Consider the following 15,558-nt stretch of genomic DNA (forward strand, 5'->3'; position numbering starts at 1 on the left):
AGCGATTGATAGCGTGAGCCCGAACAACAGGAGCCCAAATGCTCGATACGTCCCGGCAGGGAGATATAACTGACGTGATGCACCAAAGGGTGCGCGGCCGTGCGGTCGTGGGTATGGCCCAACGCGCCGGGCGCACAGTATTGAAAAACCTGCATCAATCCGGGTCGGCCAAGGCCTTACTGCCACGTGTTCACCGCGATTGGCCGGAAGTGGTTTTCCTGAATACCGCAGGTGGTCTGACCGATGGTGACCGCCTGGAGTATGCAGTAGATGTCGCGGCTGGCGGGCGGCTCGTCGCGACCACACAGACCGCCGAACGCGCCTATGCCGGCGTCTCGGGCACCGCGCGAATGGATGTTTCGCTCGTGGCAGACAAGGGCGCGATGCTGTTCTGGTTGCCGCAGGAAACCATTCTTTTTGAACGCTCCGGCTTGCATCGCTCCACCCGCGTCGATCTTTCGCCAACGTCAAGTTTCTTGACGATCGAGACGGTCGTGTTGGGTCGCGCCGCGATGGGCGAAGATCTGGCACATGTCGATTTTGTCGACCGGCGAGACATTCGTCGTGACGGGGTTCCGGCCTTGATCGATATTTTACGGATCACCGATGAAGATCTTGCCGACCGGGGATCTGCCGCCGGGCTTGGGTTTCATCGCGTTTTATCAACCATCGCGTTCGTCGCGCCGAATGCGGAAGACAGGCTATCGCAGGTCCGCCGCGTTCTGGACACGCCTCACGATGGGGTAATGGCGGCTGCGAGTGCATGGGATGGAAAGCTGGTTGTCCGCGCCGTCGCGAATGATGCCTGGCCCATGCGACAAATGACCGTGCGGATTATTGAAGAACTAGGCGGAAGGACTCTTCCGCGCGTCTGGCAACTCTAGGACCTGAAAACACGATGAACCTGACTCCCCGAGAAAAAGACAAGCTGCTGGTGAGCGTTGCGGCCATGGTGGCGCGTGGACGGCTGGAACGCGGTGTGAAGCTGAACCACCCCGAAGCCATCGCCCTGATCACCGATTACGTGGTCGAAGGCGCCCGCGAAGGCCGCAGCGTTGCCGATCTGATGGAGGCGGGCGCTCATGTCATCACTGCGGATCAATGCATGGATGGCATCCCGGACATGATCCACGATGTTCAGGTGGAAGCGACGTTTCCCGATGGCACCAAGCTGGTGACCGTGCACCATCCAATCCGTTGAAGAAGGACGTGTAACACCATGATACCCGGAGAGTATTTCCCTGCCGACGGTGAGATCACCCTGAACGACGGTGCTGAGGTCACGACAATTATCGTAGCGAACACGGGCGACCGTCCGGTGCAGGTCGGAAGCCATTACCATTTTGCGGAAACCAACGCCGCGCTGGACTTTGATCGCGATGCGGCCATGGGCAAGCGGCTCGACATTGCAGCCGGAACGGCCGTGCGGTTCGAGCCGGGCCAGACTCGCGAGGTGCGCCTGATCGACCTGACGGGCAACCGGCGGGTGTTCGGGTTCAACGGCCATGTGATGGGTGATCTGACATGACGTACTGCCGCAGAACAAGTCCATTCGATCTCTGGTCGCTGGCGGTGCAGACATCGTGGATGATGGCCGAGGCGCAGGCCGTGATCTGGATGCGGCTGATGGGGATGGCCGGTCTCTGGTCCGTGGCATCATCGGAACAGCCGCGCATGTTCACCGAAAAGGTCGATGCCTACATGCGCGCCGTTGCCGCTGCGCAGCGGGCCGCATTTGACGGGGCCAGCGCGACCCGGACCGCAGCCGTTGCCCTGAAACCATATTCCAGCCGGACTGCCGGGAATGTCCGCCGCCTGTCGCGCTGCGGCCCGAAAAGAAAGTAACCTCAATGCCAGTTTCGATTTCACGTGCCGCCTATGCGGATATGTATGGACCTACCACCGGCGACAAGCTCCGTCTTGCCGACACGGACCTGATCATCGAGGTCGAGCGTGACCTGACCACCTATGGTGACGAGGTCAAGTTTGGCGGCGGCAAGGTCATTCGTGACGGGATGGGGCAGTCCCAGGTGACACGCGCGGAGGGGGCGATGGATACGGTCGTCACCAATGCGTTGATCGTCGATCACAGCGGCATCTACAAAGCCGACGTTGGGCTGAAGGACGGCGGGATCGCGGCCATAGGCAAGGCGGGCAACCCCGATACGCAACCAGGCGTCGATATCATCATCGGGCCGGGCACCGAGATCATCGCTGGCGAAGGCCGTATCCTGACCGCAGGCGGGTTCGATAGCCACATTCATTACATCTGCCCGCAACAGATCGAAGATGCGTTGCATTCGGGACTGACCACGATGCTGGGAGGCGGCACGGGGCCCGCGCATGGCACGCTCGCCACGACCTGTACGCCGGGGCCATGGCATATGGGGCGAATGCTGCAATCGGCGGACGCGTTTCCGATGAACCTGGCTTTTGCCGGGAAGGGCAACGCCTCGCTTCCCGCCGCGCTGGAAGAACAGGTGCGGGGCGGTGCTTGTGCGCTGAAACTGCATGAGGATTGGGGAACGACACCCGCCGCCATCGATTGTTGCCTGTCGGTGGCCGATGACATGGACGTGCAAGTCATGATCCACACCGACACGCTGAACGAGTCGGGGTTCGTGGAAAACACCATCGCGGCGATGAAAGGCCGGACCATCCACGCGTTCCATACTGAAGGGGCGGGTGGCGGACATGCTCCTGACATCATCCGGGTTGTCGGCGAGAATCACGTCCTGCCCAGTTCCACGAACCCCACGCGGCCCTATACGGTGAACACGATTGAAGAGCATCTCGACATGCTTATGGTCTGTCATCACCTCGACAAGGCAATTCCCGAAGACGTGGCCTTTGCCGAAAGCCGTATCAGGCGCGAAACCATCGCGGCCGAGGACATCTTGCACGATATGGGCGCGTTCTCCATCATTGCATCCGACAGTCAGGCGATGGGCCGCGTGGGTGAGGTGATCATCCGCACATGGCAGACCGCGCATAAGATGAAGGTTCAACGGGGGCGTCTGGCTGACGAAACCGGCGAGAACGACAACCTGCGCGTGCGGCGCTTCATCGCCAAGTACACGATCAACCCGGCAATTGCACATGGCGTGTCGAAGCATATCGGGTCGATCGAGGTCGGCAAGCGTGCCGATCTGGTGCTGTGGAACCCTGCATTTTTCGGTGTGAAGCCCGAGATGGTCCTGCTGGGCGGCACGATTGCCTGCGCCCAGATGGGGGATCCAAACGCGTCGATCCCGACGCCGCAGCCGGTCTATTCGCGTCCCATGTTCGGGGCGTTCGGGCGGTCCGTTGAAAATTCGGCGGTGATCTTCGTCAGTGAAGCCGCCCAGAAAGATGGTGTTGGAAAGCGGCTTGGGCTGGCCAAGCAGACCCTGGCGGTAGAAAACACCCGCAATATCGGCAAACGCGACATGGTTCTGAATGACACGCTGCCCGAAATCGAGGTTAACCCCGAAACCTATGAGGTGCGCGCGAATGGTGAACTGCTGACCTGCGAGCCCGCAAAAGAACTGCCAATGGCGCAACGTTATTTCATGTTCTGACCCGTGGCTATGCGTACGGCGTTTCGCTGGGCGCATAGCGGGGTTTCCGAGTTATGACTACTCATGCCGCGCCGCAGCGTGCATGTTTGTGTCAGGGAGGCGCAAACGTGAAATTGCACGAGGGTGCCATGATGAACATTCTGAAATCGATCGGCGGCGGTCTGGTGAACTGGGCGCAGGCTGTCATGGATGCAGGGCAGATCAGCAGCGAAATCAAACGGTTGTCATCTTTGAATGATGCTGACTTGAAAAAACTGGGCCTGTCGCGCTCGGACATTCCGTCCTATGTCGCGCGCAACCACGCGTATATCTGAAATTCGATGGAGGTGCCTGTGTGATTAAATCATAGGCACCTTTCTATCTTTCGTGCGCTCGCCGCCCGAATAGAGGTTTGTCGGCTTGTGCGTGACGCCGCGCGGCGTAAATTGCCGCCATGAGCAATGACACGACGAGCATGACGGATACCCCACGCGCGAGCGTGATCAAGCCGCATTCGCATTCTGAAGCCTTCGATCGGATCGAACTCGATTATGAAGCACGTTTCCTGCGACGCAAGCGACTGACAACGGCAGGTGGAATCAGCTTCATTCTGGATTTGCCGGAAACGGTCAGCCTCGATGAAGGCAACCATATCGTTCTGGATGATGGGCGCGAGGTGGTCGTTGTCGCCGCGCCGGAGCCGTTGCTTCTGGTGCGTGGGCACATCACGCGTCTGGCTTGGCATATCGGCAACCGTCACACGCCATGCCAGATAGAAGCCGATCACCTGCTGATCCGCGATGATCATGTTTTGGAACAGATGCTTCAGAAATTGGGGGCCGAGGTCACGCATGTGACGCAGCCTTTTACGCCCGAGGGCGGGGCTTACGGCCACGGCCGCACCCATTCGCATGAGCACTGATTCCGAAGACCTGCTGACACTAACGCAATGGCTGTCGCCAGGCTTTCCCATTGGCAGCTTCGCCTATTCGCACGGTCTGGACTGGCAGGTCGATGCGGGCGCGGTGTCTGACGCCGAGGATCTGCGGAGCTGGCTGCGTAGCACACTGCGCAACGGGGCCGCGTTCAATGATGGCGTGATCTTGGCTATGGCGCATCGGGGTGATTGTGAGGTCGCGGAGCTGATCTCGACGGCACGAGCCCTGGCCGCCAGCAAGGAACGCCTGACAGAGACCCTCGACCAGGGTCGTGCCTTTCTGCGCCTGACCAATGACATTTTGGGGACCAAGATTGCCGAGACACCTCTGCCCGTGGCGGTCGGGCTGCAGGCACGGAACCTTGCGGTCGAAACCGAGCAGGTGGTTGCGCTGTATCTGCAGGCTTTCATCAGCAACCTCGTGACGATCGCGGTTCGGATCGTGCCTCTTGGTCAAACGGCAGGCCAGCAAGTGCTGTTTGCACTGCGCGCTGACATTTCCCAAACGGCGGTACACTGCGCCCAAGGCACGCTGGATGACCTGGGAAGCTGTGTGCTCCTCAGCGATTTGGCCAGCATCCAGCATGAAACACAGCCCGTGCGGCTGTTTCTGACCTGACCAAAGAAGGAAGACCCAATGCCATCGACCCATGGCCCCTTGCGTATCGGTATCGGCGGACCTGTCGGTGTCGGCAAAACGACACTGACCGAGAAGCTGTGCCGCGCGATGTCGGCTGATTATTCGGTCGCCGTGATCACCAATGATATCTACACCCGCGAGGATGCCGAATTTCTGACCCGCGCACAGGCGTTGCCGTCGGATCGTATCATGGGTGTCGAAACTGGTGGTTGTCCGCACACGGCGATCCGCGAGGACGTGTCGATCAACCTGGCAGCAATCGAAGAACTGAAATCCCGTTTCGACGATCTCGAAGTGATCTTGATTGAAAGCGGCGGGGACAATCTGGCCGCGACCTATAGCCCCGAGTTGGCCGACATGACCATCTACCTGATCGATACGGCCGCCGGACAGGACATCCCGCGCAAAAAGGGGCCGGGGGTTTCCAAGTCGGATCTGCTGGTAATCAACAAAACCGACCTTGCCCCCTATGTCGGCGTCGACGTGGACATGATGCGGTCTGATGCCGCGGCTGCGCGGGGTACGCGGCCTTTTGTGATGGCTGAGCTGCGCAATGAGCGTGGCGTTCAGGACGTCGTGGATTTCATCATCCGCGAAGGTGGCCTTTAAACATGAAAAAGGCCCGGAAAACCGGGCCTTAGAATTCACTTTCGAAGTGATTACTTCGCGATAGGGCCGATCATCATGACCATCTGGCGACCTTCCATCTTGGGCATGTTTTCAACCTTGCCCAATTCCTTGACGTCTTCGGCCACCCGTTCCAGCAATTCGCGGCCGAGATTCTGGTGGGCCATTTCCCGGCCACGAAAACGCAGGGTGACCTTGACCTTGTCGCCATTCTCCAGAAACTTCACGACATTGCGCATTTTCACATCGTAGTCATGGGTGTCCGTGTTGGGACGGAATTTCACCTCTTTGACCTCGATGGTCTTTTGCTTCTTGCGAGCTTCGCTTTCCCGCTTCTGTTGCTCGTATTTGTATTTCCCGAAATCCATGATCTTGCAGACCGGTGGATTTGCGTTCGGAGAAATCTCAACGAGATCAAGACCGACTCTCTGGGCCAGTTCCAATGCGCGAGCAGGGGTGGTCACGCCTACATTTTCACCCTCGGGACCGATAAGCCTGATCTCCTGCGCACGAACTTTTTCATTCACACGGGGGCCGGTGTCACGAGTGGGCGGGGCGTTATGGGGTCTGCGGGCTATGTCGCAAGTTCCTTCTGTCGTTAACTGAGTTTCGAAAATCTATGCCTCGATGGGCGGGCTTTCAACACTGAAACGTGCGGAAATGCTAGCACAAAATTCGATTCCGAACGCGAAATCTCCGGAAAAGTGCCAGCATTCGCCGAATGCAGACAAAAAGCGCCGGCGGACAGGGGGCCGCCGGTTCATATTGTATTAGGATCAACCAACAAAGGCCTTCTCGACCACGTATTCGGCGGGTTCGGAATTTGCGCCTTCGCTCAGTCCGTAACCTTCGAGAATCTCTTTCAGATCGTTGTTCAAGCCAATGGATCCACAGACCATTGCGCGGTCGGTTTCCTTGCTGATTCCGTCGATGCCCAGATCGCTAAACACCGTCCCGTCTTTCAGCAGCTCCGTGATGCGCCCCATGCGCGGGCTCTCTTCACGGGTGGTGGTCGGATAATAGCGCAGCTTGTTCAGCCCGTCGCCGATCAGTTCCTGCAGCAATTCATCCTGCTTGATGCTTTCGACAAGGTCGGCACCGTATTTCAACTCTGCCACGTCCCGGCAGGTATGGGTCAGGATGATCTCGTCATAGTCTTCATAAGTCTGCGGTTCACGTATCAGCGATGCAAAGGGCGCAATCCCGGTGCCGGTGGAGAAGAACCAAAGGCGTTTGCCAGGCAGCAGCGCGTCATGAACCAACGTGCCGACGGGTTTCGGTCGCAGAATGATCTCGTCGCCGACCTTGATGTTCTGCAGCTTCGACGTCAGCGGTCCATCCGGTACCTTGATGGAATAGAATTCCAGTTCCTCGTCCCAGGACGGCGATGCAATCGAATAGGCGCGCAGCAGCGGCTTCTGGCGTCCGGTTTTCGGATCGGGATCGCCCATCAGCCCGATCATCACGAATTCGCCTGAACGGAAGCGCAGCGATTGCGGCCGCGTCACGCGAAAGCGGAACAGGCGGTCGGTGTAGTGCTGCACCTCGGTCACCGTCTGCGCGTCGGGCAGGCGGGTTTGGGCGGGGGCGGCTTCTTTCACTGCAGTTTGCTCGTTCATACAATTCATCCAGAACTCGGGTTCTGGTCCTCATCTAGTCGTGTTTCGCTGAAATTGAAATGCCTGTCAGGCGCGTAGTCGGGCTTGATAGTGATGAGCGACCCAGTTGGCGCGGAATTTCCACTGATCCTCTGGTTGCCGCGCTGCCAACTCGTCCGAGATTTCGACCTCGTCAAATCCGACGCGCCGCGCCATGCCGTATTGATCGGCCAGAACATGTCCGACGGCGCGCAGCCGGCCTTCATAGCCAAGGCTGCGAAGCTGGCGACCGATGGTGAAGCCGCGCCCGTCCGCGAAGGACGGAAACTCCACGCGGATCAGCGGAAAGTCGTTCAGGGCCGTGGGCAGCGCGTTCGGGTCAGAAGCGGATGACAGCGACAGGGCCTTGCCGTCCCGTGCGACGCCGTCTCGCAGTTCCGCCAACGTGACGAAGTCACCTTTCCAGTCGTCCTGCGCGAATCCTGTGTCGGTTACGATGACGCTCATGCCACGTCTCCTTTGGGCAGTGGGCCGCGCACGACCTTGCCGTTAACGAAATGAATGCCGCACTCTTCCTTGTCAGCACCGCGCCAGCGGCCCGCACGGGGATCTTCGCCGGGCTTCACGGGTGTGGTGCAGGGGGCGCAGCCGATAGAGGGATAGCCCTGCGCCACCAGTGGGTGACGAGGTAGGCGGTTGTTTACCATGTAGTCCTGAACGTCTTGCGGGGCCCAATGCGCCAGCGGGTTGACCTTGATCCGTCGGTCGCCATCGGCCTCGAAGAATTCCAGCGCCGCGCGCGTACCGGACTGGAACCGCTTGCGGCCCGTGATCCACGCGTCAAAGGGTGCAAGGCCACGTTCAAGCGGGCGCGTCTTGCGCAGGTCGCAGCAGGCATCCTGATTGACCTTGTGCAGCGTCCCGTCATGGTCTTCACGAAACAGATCCGTCTCGCAGGGCTGGATACGACGCACGCCCGACAGGCCGAGTTTCTCGGCAACCTCCGCCTGGTAGGCCAGCGTTTCTTCAAACAGCATCTGGGTATCGACGAACAGCACCGGCGTCGTCTTGTCGATCACCGAAACCATGTGCAGCAACACGACGGATTCCGCGCCAAAGCTGGAAACCAATGCCGTGCTGCCGACCTGCGGATCGGATAGCGCGCGCTCAAGGACCGATGTCGCTGAATGGTGGCGATACCGTTCGTTGAGATGCGCCACTCGCTCCGTCACCGGATCGAGAGGGGCTTCAAGCGGCACGGGCACTTCCCCCTGCTTTTTCATTATCGGGGTAGAGAACCGCCTTGAACGGGTCCATGCCGACCCGGCGATAGGCCTCGAGGAAGGTTTCGGTCTCGTCTTCGCGCAGTTCCAGATAGGCCAGCATGATCCGTTCGATCGCTGGCACGATCTCGTCATAGGCAAAGCCCGGCCCGGTCCGTTCGCCCAGTGCCGCGGTTTCGGTCCCGTCGCCGCCCAGCGTGATCTGGTAGTTTTCCACGCCCGCACGATCCAGCCCGAGAATGCCGATATGGCCCACATGGTGGTGACCGCAGGCGTTGATGCAGCCCGAGATCTTGATCTTCAGCGCACCCAGATCATGTTCGATCTTCAACTCGTCCACGCGTTCCGCGATTTTCTGTGCAACGGGGATCGAACGTGCTGTTGCCAGCGCGCAATAATCCATGCCGGGGCAGGCGATGATGTCCGATGCCAGTCCGATATTCGCCGTGGCCAGCCCTGCATCCTTCAGCGCATCATGCAGCGCGGGCAGATCGGCGCGGTGTACATGCGGCAGGATGACGTTCTGTTCATGGCTGATGCGCAGCTCGTCATGGCCGTATTTCCGGGCCAAGTCAGCCATGATCCGCATCTGGTCGGCACTCGCATCACCCGGCGTCTTGCCATGCGCCTTCAGCGAGATCGACACGATCGCATAGCTGTCGACCTTGTGGTCCGTCAGGTTCGTATCCGCCCAGGAGCGGAAAACCGGGTCGGCATCATATGCCGCCTGAAATGGTTCTATGCCTTCATTCTTGTAGGCGGGCGGGGCAAATTGCGCTTCGATGTCTTGCAGGATTTCCTGATCGACACCAGAGAATTGCGAACGAAGTTCCTCGAAACGCGCCTCGACCAGATCACGGAATTCATCCAATCCGGTTTCATTGACCGTGATCTTGATTCGCGCCTTGTACTTGTTGTCGCGGCGGCCAAAGGAGTTGTAGACGCTCAGGATCGCTTCGACATAGGGCAGCAGATCGGCTTTCGGCAGGAAGTCCCGGATGATCTTGCCCAATCACCGGCGTCCGGCCCAGGCCGCCGCCCACAAGCACCTCGAATCCCGGATCTCCCACGCCGTCACGCACCATGCGCAGGCCGATGTCGTGGCTGCGGGTCACGGCACGGTCATTGGGGCTGCCCGTGATCGCGATCTTGAACTTGCGGGGCAGGAACTGGAATTCAGGGTGATCGGTGGACCACTGGCGCAGCAATTCGGCAACGGGGCGCGGATCTTCGATCTCGTCCCGCGCGGCACCCGCGAAATGGTCCGACGTCACGTTGCGCACGCAGTTGCCGCTGGTCTGGATCGCATGCATCCCGACATCGGCCAGCGCATCCAGCATCTTGGGCACATCGGGCAGCTTGGGCCAGTTGTACTGGATGTTCTGCCGCGTCGTGAAATGGCCGTAGCCCTTGTCCCACGTGTCCGCGATATAGGCCAACTGGCGCATCTTGGCGCTGTTGAGCGTACCGTACGGGATCGCCACGCGCAGCATATAGGCGTGAAGCTGCAGGTATAGCCCGTTCATCAGCCGCAGCGGCTTGAACTCGTCCTCGGTCAGGGAACCGTCGATGCGCCGCTCCACCTGCTGGCTGAACTGCGCGACGCGGTTCCTGACAAAGGCTTCGTCAAACTCGTTGTATGTGTACATGCGTGGGTCTCCAACTTGTCCCGATGGACGGTCTGGGGCTTACGTGTGTGATGGGATCAGTTTGCGGGTTCGGCTTGCTTGCCGTGGTAATAGTTCGACGGGCCGCGCGTGCGGAATTCCTCTCGGAAATGCACGGGTTCGGGTCCGTTGGGACCGGGGCGGGCGTCGGCCAGATAGGGGCCGACCACCTTGTTGGCCTGCTTGGAGGCAAAGATGAGGCGGATATCGGCATGGGCCTCGTCCTCGATCAATTCGGCCTCGGAATGATTGCGCGACCAGCGATCATCTTCGGTCAGATAGATGACATCGCCTTCGAGAAGGTCATTTGCGGTGACGACTTTGGGCGTGAATCGGCGGCTCATAGCGCGATCTCCTCGCGGGTGGGGTGTGTCAGTGTCTCAGAGCTCGTCCTTGGGCTGAGCCCCAATAGCAATATGGCAGGGCCGTCCAACGACAATGTGTCAAGATCGGTTGCCAGATTTGACAGATCCGTGACGATCCGGCGCTCGTCCGGGCGGGACGCGTTTTCAACGATGGTGACGGGCATCTGCGGTTTGGCACCATGCATCAGCAGGCGGCCCTGAACGAAACGCGCGCCTTTCTTGGCCATGTATAGGGCGGTGACTTCGCCTTCGCGCGCCAGCGCTTGCCAGTCATGATCCGCAAAGCCCTCGGTGTCATGAGCGGTCAGCAGGCGCAGCCCAGTGTTGCGGCCCCGGCGGGTCAGGCTGGCACCGGAACTGGCAGCAGCGGCAGAGGCAGAGGTGATCCCCGGCGTGACGGACCAGGCAATGCCCGCGGCATCCAGCGCGTCTATTTCTTCATCCAGGCGCGCAAAGACAGACGGATCGCCACCTTTCAGCCGGACGATCTGCGCGCCGTCTGCGGCATGTTCGATCATCAAGCTGTGGATGTCGTCCTGTGCGATAGATTTGCCGTAACCGCGCTTACCGGTTTCGATAATCAATGCCTCGCGCCGGGCCAATTCGAGAATTTCCAGTGGAACGAGGCTGTCATGCAAGATCACATCGGCTTCGTCGATCAGGCGGCGGGCTTTCAGTGTAAGAAGCTCCGGGTCGCCGGGGCCGGCCCCTACAAAATCCACGCGCCCTTCGCGTTCGGGCGCATCAAGATGTTTTTGGAGCAGGTGCTCAAGTTCGTTTTCGATCGACAGCGGGTTTGCCTGTGCGGTCTGCCGCTCGCCTTTGCCAAAATAGTAATCCCGCCAGAAATCGCGGCGATTGCGTCCCATCGGCAGCACATCGGCACGGTTGCGAAAGGCCTTGCCGACACGTGCCAGCAAACCGAGGCGGTAGGGCAGGCGTTCTTCCAGATCGGCCTTTATCGCGCGGGCCAGAACGGGCGCGGCACCTTCCGTACCGATGGCGACGGTCACAGGATCGCGATCCACAATCGCAGGCGTAATGAACTGGCTGTCGTGCAGGTTGTCCACGATGTTGACCAAGACACCCTTTGAACGTGCGAGCGCGGCAAAGGCGGCGTCCTTCGCTTCGTCTTCAAAGGCGGCATAGGCCAAACGCGCGCCCTGCAGGTCCGACGCTTCGACCGAGCGACTGATCAGGCGCAGCTTGCCCGCCTCAGCCCAATCCCGGATGGCGGCGTGGACTTGCGCGGCATAGACTTCCAGCACGGCTTCGGTCTTCATCAGAAGACGCAGCTTTGCGACGGCGGCTTCGGTACCGCCCGCCACGACGACGCGCTCGCCCGTCAAAGAGATGTAGATCGGAAAATGCTGCATAACCTCGATCCGCCTTGTATTTCCTTGCTGATATAGAACAAACAACCTAGAAATTGCTAGGTACTCCCTCTGGATAAGGACAACTGTTCTGAAATCCATTTGATAGAGGGCAACCAGTCCTGATGACGGGAGACTATGGAATGTCCGTTCGCCTCGATGACCTGGATCGTAAGATTTTGGCAGAATTACAGCGTGATGCGACGCAATCGCTGGATGACATCGCAAAGGAAGTCGGGTCTTCGAAGACGCCAGTATGGAATCGGGTCCGCAAAATGCGCGAAGCGGGGGTGATCGGTCCGACGACCGTTTTGTTGGATCCTGATGCGCTGGGGCTAGAGGCTTGCTTCTTCGTCCTGATCCGCACTTCCGAGCACGAAGCCGAATGGCAGCAGAAGTTTCTGGCGACGTTGCGCGCGCGGCCCGAGGTGCTGGAAGCGCACCGCCTGGCCGGTGAAATCGACTACATCCTGAAGGTTCGGGTGGAAAACGCCCGCGCCTATGACGTGTTCTACCAGGCGCTGATTTCCGAGGTTCGGATTTTTAACGTAACGGCATTGTTGTCGATGGAAGAGATCAAGTTCACGACGCAGCTTCCGGTTAAATAATCGCATTAAGTTAAGCGTTTATAATATTGAAAAATATCGTATAATATGTTGCGCGTTAATCCAATCATTTGCGTCCGAACATGGCCGAGATATGGCGACCCACTTGCGGTCCGCCAGCCCATCTGATTTGGATACATCGGGATCGCAGAAAGGCGCCGCCATGTCGGACACCATGCGCGGCCTTTATGCCATTATCGGCGCTTGCCTGATCTGGGGGCTAGGTCCGCTTTATTATAAATTGCTCGCACCGGTGCCGCCGCTGGAAATTCTGGCGCATCGTACGATCTGGTCACTGGTTTTCTTCGGCGCGATTCTTGCGGTTCGGGGAAGACTTTCTGCAGCCGTCCAACTGATCCGCGCGAGAACGCAGTGCGCGGCGACAATTGCTGCGGCCTTTTTCATCTCGGCCAACTGGTTCGGTTTCATCCTGTCGGTGCAGATTGCGCGGGCGTTGGAAAGCTCGCTCGGTTATTTCATCTTTCCGCTGGTGGCCGTGCTGCTTGGCATGATCTTCTTCGGTGACAGGCTGAATCGCTTGCAATGGCTTTCGGTCGCGCTGGCAGCTTTGGCCGTTGGGGTGTTGATCGTGGGCGTGAGGGCGGTGCCATGGATCGCGTTGGGGCTGGCGTTCAGCTTCGGCATTTACGGGCTGCTGAAGAAACGCGTCCGTGCCGAGGCGATGGTTTCCGTGACCGTTGAAATGCTGGTCCTGTCGCCCCTCGCACTGTTCTGGCTCTGGGGCGTTCACGCGCAGGGCTTTGCGGGCCTCGACGGGCGGGTCACTGGGGGCGTGTTTGGCAAGGATGCCTATCTCAGCGCGCTTTTGGCGCTGTCGGGGCCGTTGACCGCGCTGCCGCTGATCTTGTTTTCCTATGCCTCGCAAAGGCTTAGCCTCCCCACCGTTGGACTGATCCAGTATCTGAACCCCAGCCTGCAGTTTCTGTGCGCTGCCGTGGTGTTCGGTGAGCCTTTGACCAGATGGCACATGCTCGCCTTTCCACTCATCTGGGTCGCGCTGGCGGTCTATTCCTTCGACGCTTTCCGAAAACGGCGCAGCAGGTCGATAGCGGCGTCGGTCGACTCCACGACCGTGAACTTCTCCCGAAGGGAAGGTTCTGCAAATCCCTGATCGATGATCTGGTCGATGGCCGTTACCAATGGCGACCAGAACCCGTCAATGTTCAGCAAGATCACTGGCTTGTCATGGAGGCCAAGCTGCTTCCAGGTCAAAACCTCGAAAAACTCGTCCAGCGTGCCTGCGCCGCCCGGCTGCACGATGATCGCATGGGCATTCATGAACATCACCTTTTTGCGCTCATGCATCGTTTCGGTCACGATGAAACGGGTCAGGTCGCGCTTGCCGACCTCCAGCGCCATAAGATGTGTCGGGATAACCCCCAATGTGTCACCGCCCGCCGCTTGTGCCTGACGCGCCGTTTCGCCCATCAGCCCGACATCACCCGCGCCATAAACCAACTGCCAGCCTTCCGTCGCAATCGCAGTTCCAAGGGCGGAAGCGGCTATGCGATAGGTGTCTTTCGCGCCGAAACGCGAGCCGCAATAGACGCAAACAGCGAAATCTGGTGCTGACATGTTACATTCCTGATACAGTTGAAGGGAGAACGGTCTCCGTCCCGTTGTTAAACCCGCGTGATTGGCCTGTCACTATGCGCGGGTCCAACAAGGCGATTTCTATGGATAAAACAGTTCCGACCAGGTCTTCACGGGTTGTCCTCGCGGGTAGCGTAGCTGCGGTTGCGATTGCAACCGTAGTCGGAATTGCGCTGTACGACCGTCGAACAGATGAGATCGCTGTGCCAGTTGAGGAACCCGCAGCCGAGCCCCTGAAAGAGACCGCGGTTCCGGTTGATCCCGAGCCGGAAGCAGTTGACGAACCCGCGCGCCCGGCCATTGACGTGGTGCGTGTCGATCCGGACGGGCGAACGGTGGTGGCGGGCCGTGCAGCACCGGGCCAGACGATCCGCATCATCCTTGACGGCGAAACACTGACCGAGGTTACGGCGGGCGCTGGCGGTGAATTTGTGGCCTTTACGGATGTCGAAGATACGGGTGAGCCACGCTCCGTATGGGTCACGGGGCTTGATACGGACGGCGAATTGGTCACGTCGGACGCCAATGTGATCGTCGCGCCGCGTAAAGAGTCCGTGGCTGAGAGGGCCGTCACACCGTCAGCAGCGGCCGAAGCCAGGGTGGAGCAGGCGGATAACTCGCCCGTGCCCGAGTCCGCTGTGCAAACCGCGGAGGTTGTGGCGGACCCATCGTCTCCCTCAACAGATGACACGACGCCGAAGAACGCCGAGCCCCCCGTTCGCGCCGATGTCAGCACACCTGGAGATTCGATCCCTGCCGGGCCGGATGCACAGGGACGTGCGCCGCAGCTGTTGGTGAGCGACAGCGGCGGTGTGAGGCTGATGGCTCCGCCGGAGGTCAGTGACGCAGACGGGATGCAGATCGACACTATCGCCTATGGCGAAGGAGATACCGTCGAACTTCGCGGCCGGTCATCACAACCCGGCGAGGTTCGATTGACCCTGGATGGTGAGGAAATCGCCCGCGTCTCCACCAAGCAAGACGGCAGTTGGGAAGCGGATGTCGAGGGGATTGACGCCGGCACCTATACGCTTTCCGCTGAACGTGTGGACGCGGCACCGAACCAGCCTGCGAAGGTGTCCGTACCGTTCAAACGTGAATCTCCGGCAACCATCGCCGCGGTGGCACAGGCCGAACCCGCGAAAATCGTGACCGTTCAGCCGGGCTTTACCTTATGGGGTATCGCACGAGATCGCTATGGTGAAGGCCTTCAGTACGTGCAGGTGTTCGAGGCCAATCGCGACCAGATCAACAACCCTGACCTGATCTATCCCGGACAGATTTTTGATCTGCCCGGCATTGACCAGTAG

19 protein-coding genes and 1 pseudogene are annotated in these 15,558 nt (G+C 59.5%); 12 read left to right on the forward strand and 8 right to left on the reverse strand.

Annotated elements, in window-relative coordinates:
* Positions 1 to 38 precede the first annotated feature (38 nt).
* The 9 genes from FPZ52_RS04535 (at position 39) to ureG (ending at position 5,725) form a co-directional block, all read left to right on the forward strand.
* Positions 39 to 884 carry an urease accessory protein UreD gene (locus tag FPZ52_RS04535; protein WP_240804401.1) on the forward strand — a complete coding sequence of 282 codons (846 nt, stop codon included), beginning with the start codon at positions 39 to 41 and terminating at the stop codon, positions 882 to 884.
* A 14-nt stretch (positions 885 to 898) separates the two neighbouring features.
* Complete coding sequence (locus FPZ52_RS04540; protein ID WP_146364117.1) at positions 899 to 1,201, forward strand: urease subunit gamma; 303 nt, start codon at positions 899 to 901, stop codon at positions 1,199 to 1,201.
* Between the two features lie 18 nt (positions 1,202 to 1,219).
* Entirely contained in the window at positions 1,220 to 1,528 is a 309-nt protein-coding gene (locus FPZ52_RS04545) for an urease subunit beta (RefSeq protein ID WP_146364119.1), read from the forward strand.
* Positions 1,525 to 1,845 carry an antibiotic ABC transporter gene (locus FPZ52_RS04550; protein WP_146364121.1) on the forward strand — a complete coding sequence of 107 codons (321 nt, stop codon included), beginning with the start codon at positions 1,525 to 1,527 and terminating at the stop codon, positions 1,843 to 1,845. The genes FPZ52_RS04545 and FPZ52_RS04550 overlap by 4 nt, the downstream gene beginning before the upstream one ends.
* A 5-nt stretch (positions 1,846 to 1,850) precedes the next feature.
* The gene (gene ureC / locus FPZ52_RS04555; RefSeq protein WP_146364122.1) at positions 1,851 to 3,560 is read left to right on the forward strand and encodes an urease subunit alpha; all 1,710 of its coding nucleotides are present in this window, start codon (positions 1,851 to 1,853) and stop codon (positions 3,558 to 3,560) included.
* A 107-nt stretch (positions 3,561 to 3,667) separates the two neighbouring features.
* The gene (locus FPZ52_RS04560) at positions 3,668 to 3,874 is read left to right on the forward strand and encodes a DUF1127 domain-containing protein (protein ID WP_205758606.1); all 207 of its coding nucleotides are present in this window, start codon (positions 3,668 to 3,670) and stop codon (positions 3,872 to 3,874) included.
* A 140-nt stretch (positions 3,875 to 4,014) separates the two neighbouring features.
* Positions 4,015 to 4,461, forward strand: a complete 447-nt coding sequence (locus FPZ52_RS04565; protein ID WP_146364126.1) for an urease accessory protein UreE — start codon at positions 4,015 to 4,017, stop codon at positions 4,459 to 4,461.
* Positions 4,451 to 5,095 (forward strand): urease accessory protein UreF, encoded by a 645-nt coding sequence (locus tag FPZ52_RS04570; RefSeq protein ID WP_146364128.1) that lies wholly within the window; start codon positions 4,451 to 4,453, stop codon positions 5,093 to 5,095. The genes FPZ52_RS04565 and FPZ52_RS04570 overlap by 11 nt, the downstream gene beginning before the upstream one ends.
* A gap of 18 nt (positions 5,096 to 5,113) precedes the next feature.
* A complete protein-coding gene (ureG, locus tag FPZ52_RS04575; protein ID WP_146364130.1) occupies positions 5,114 to 5,725 on the forward strand; it encodes an urease accessory protein UreG in 612 nt (203 codons plus the stop codon).
* Positions 5,726 to 5,775: 50 nt separating this feature from the next.
* On the opposite strand, the gene infC is transcribed toward ureG, so the two are convergent.
* The 7 genes and pseudogenes from infC to cysG all read right to left on the reverse strand — a co-directional run bounded on the left by infC (position 5,776) and on the right by cysG (position 12,032).
* On the reverse strand, positions 5,776 to 6,270 hold the full coding sequence (gene infC, locus FPZ52_RS04580; RefSeq protein WP_240804402.1) for a translation initiation factor IF-3: 495 nt from the start codon (positions 6,268 to 6,270) through the stop codon (positions 5,776 to 5,778).
* Positions 6,271 to 6,519: 249 nt separating this feature from the next.
* Positions 6,520 to 7,362 (reverse strand): ferredoxin--NADP reductase, encoded by an 843-nt coding sequence (locus FPZ52_RS04585; RefSeq protein WP_146364134.1) that lies wholly within the window; start codon positions 7,360 to 7,362, stop codon positions 6,520 to 6,522.
* 66 nt (positions 7,363 to 7,428) lie between these two features.
* Complete coding sequence (locus tag FPZ52_RS04590; RefSeq protein WP_146364136.1) at positions 7,429 to 7,848, reverse strand: DUF934 domain-containing protein; 420 nt, start codon at positions 7,846 to 7,848, stop codon at positions 7,429 to 7,431.
* Complete coding sequence (locus tag FPZ52_RS04595) at positions 7,845 to 8,624, reverse strand: phosphoadenylyl-sulfate reductase (RefSeq protein ID WP_146364138.1); 780 nt, start codon at positions 8,622 to 8,624, stop codon at positions 7,845 to 7,847. Before FPZ52_RS04595 ends, FPZ52_RS04590 begins: the two co-directional genes overlap by 4 nt.
* Positions 8,590 to 10,273: pseudogene (locus tag FPZ52_RS04600) on the reverse strand (nitrite/sulfite reductase). The gene FPZ52_RS04595 and the pseudogene FPZ52_RS04600 overlap by 35 nt, the downstream one beginning before the upstream one ends.
* 56 nt (positions 10,274 to 10,329) lie before the next feature.
* Positions 10,330 to 10,635 carry a DUF2849 domain-containing protein gene (locus tag FPZ52_RS04605; RefSeq protein WP_146364140.1) on the reverse strand — a complete coding sequence of 102 codons (306 nt, stop codon included), beginning with the start codon at positions 10,633 to 10,635 and terminating at the stop codon, positions 10,330 to 10,332.
* Complete coding sequence (gene cysG / locus FPZ52_RS04610; protein ID WP_146364142.1) at positions 10,632 to 12,032, reverse strand: siroheme synthase CysG; 1,401 nt, start codon at positions 12,030 to 12,032, stop codon at positions 10,632 to 10,634. Before cysG ends, FPZ52_RS04605 begins: the two co-directional genes overlap by 4 nt.
* Before the next feature lie 140 nt (positions 12,033 to 12,172).
* On the opposite strand from cysG, the gene FPZ52_RS04615 reads away from it, so the two are divergent.
* Together FPZ52_RS04615 and rarD are read left to right on the forward strand one after the other, a co-directional pair.
* The gene (locus FPZ52_RS04615) at positions 12,173 to 12,637 is read left to right on the forward strand and encodes an Lrp/AsnC family transcriptional regulator (RefSeq protein WP_146364144.1); all 465 of its coding nucleotides are present in this window, start codon (positions 12,173 to 12,175) and stop codon (positions 12,635 to 12,637) included.
* A gap of 160 nt (positions 12,638 to 12,797) precedes the next feature.
* Entirely contained in the window at positions 12,798 to 13,766 is a 969-nt protein-coding gene (gene rarD / locus FPZ52_RS04620; RefSeq protein WP_146364146.1) for an EamA family transporter RarD, read from the forward strand.
* Here rarD and FPZ52_RS04625 read toward each other — a convergent pair.
* Positions 13,661 to 14,230: an LOG family protein gene (locus tag FPZ52_RS04625; RefSeq protein ID WP_146364148.1), complete on the reverse strand. Its 570-nt coding sequence runs from the start codon at positions 14,228 to 14,230 to the stop codon at positions 13,661 to 13,663. The two genes, rarD and FPZ52_RS04625, sit on opposite strands and share 106 nt — an antisense overlap.
* Positions 14,231 to 14,331: 101 nt before the next feature.
* On the opposite strand from FPZ52_RS04625, the gene FPZ52_RS04630 reads away from it, so the two are divergent.
* Positions 14,332 to 15,558, forward strand: coding sequence for a LysM peptidoglycan-binding domain-containing protein (locus FPZ52_RS04630; RefSeq protein WP_168201263.1), 1,227 nt, complete (start codon positions 14,332 to 14,334; stop codon positions 15,556 to 15,558).

Origin of the sequence: Qingshengfaniella alkalisoli, assembly GCF_007855645.1 — a bacterium.
GTDB lineage: Bacteria > Pseudomonadota > Alphaproteobacteria > Rhodobacterales > Rhodobacteraceae > Qingshengfaniella > Qingshengfaniella alkalisoli.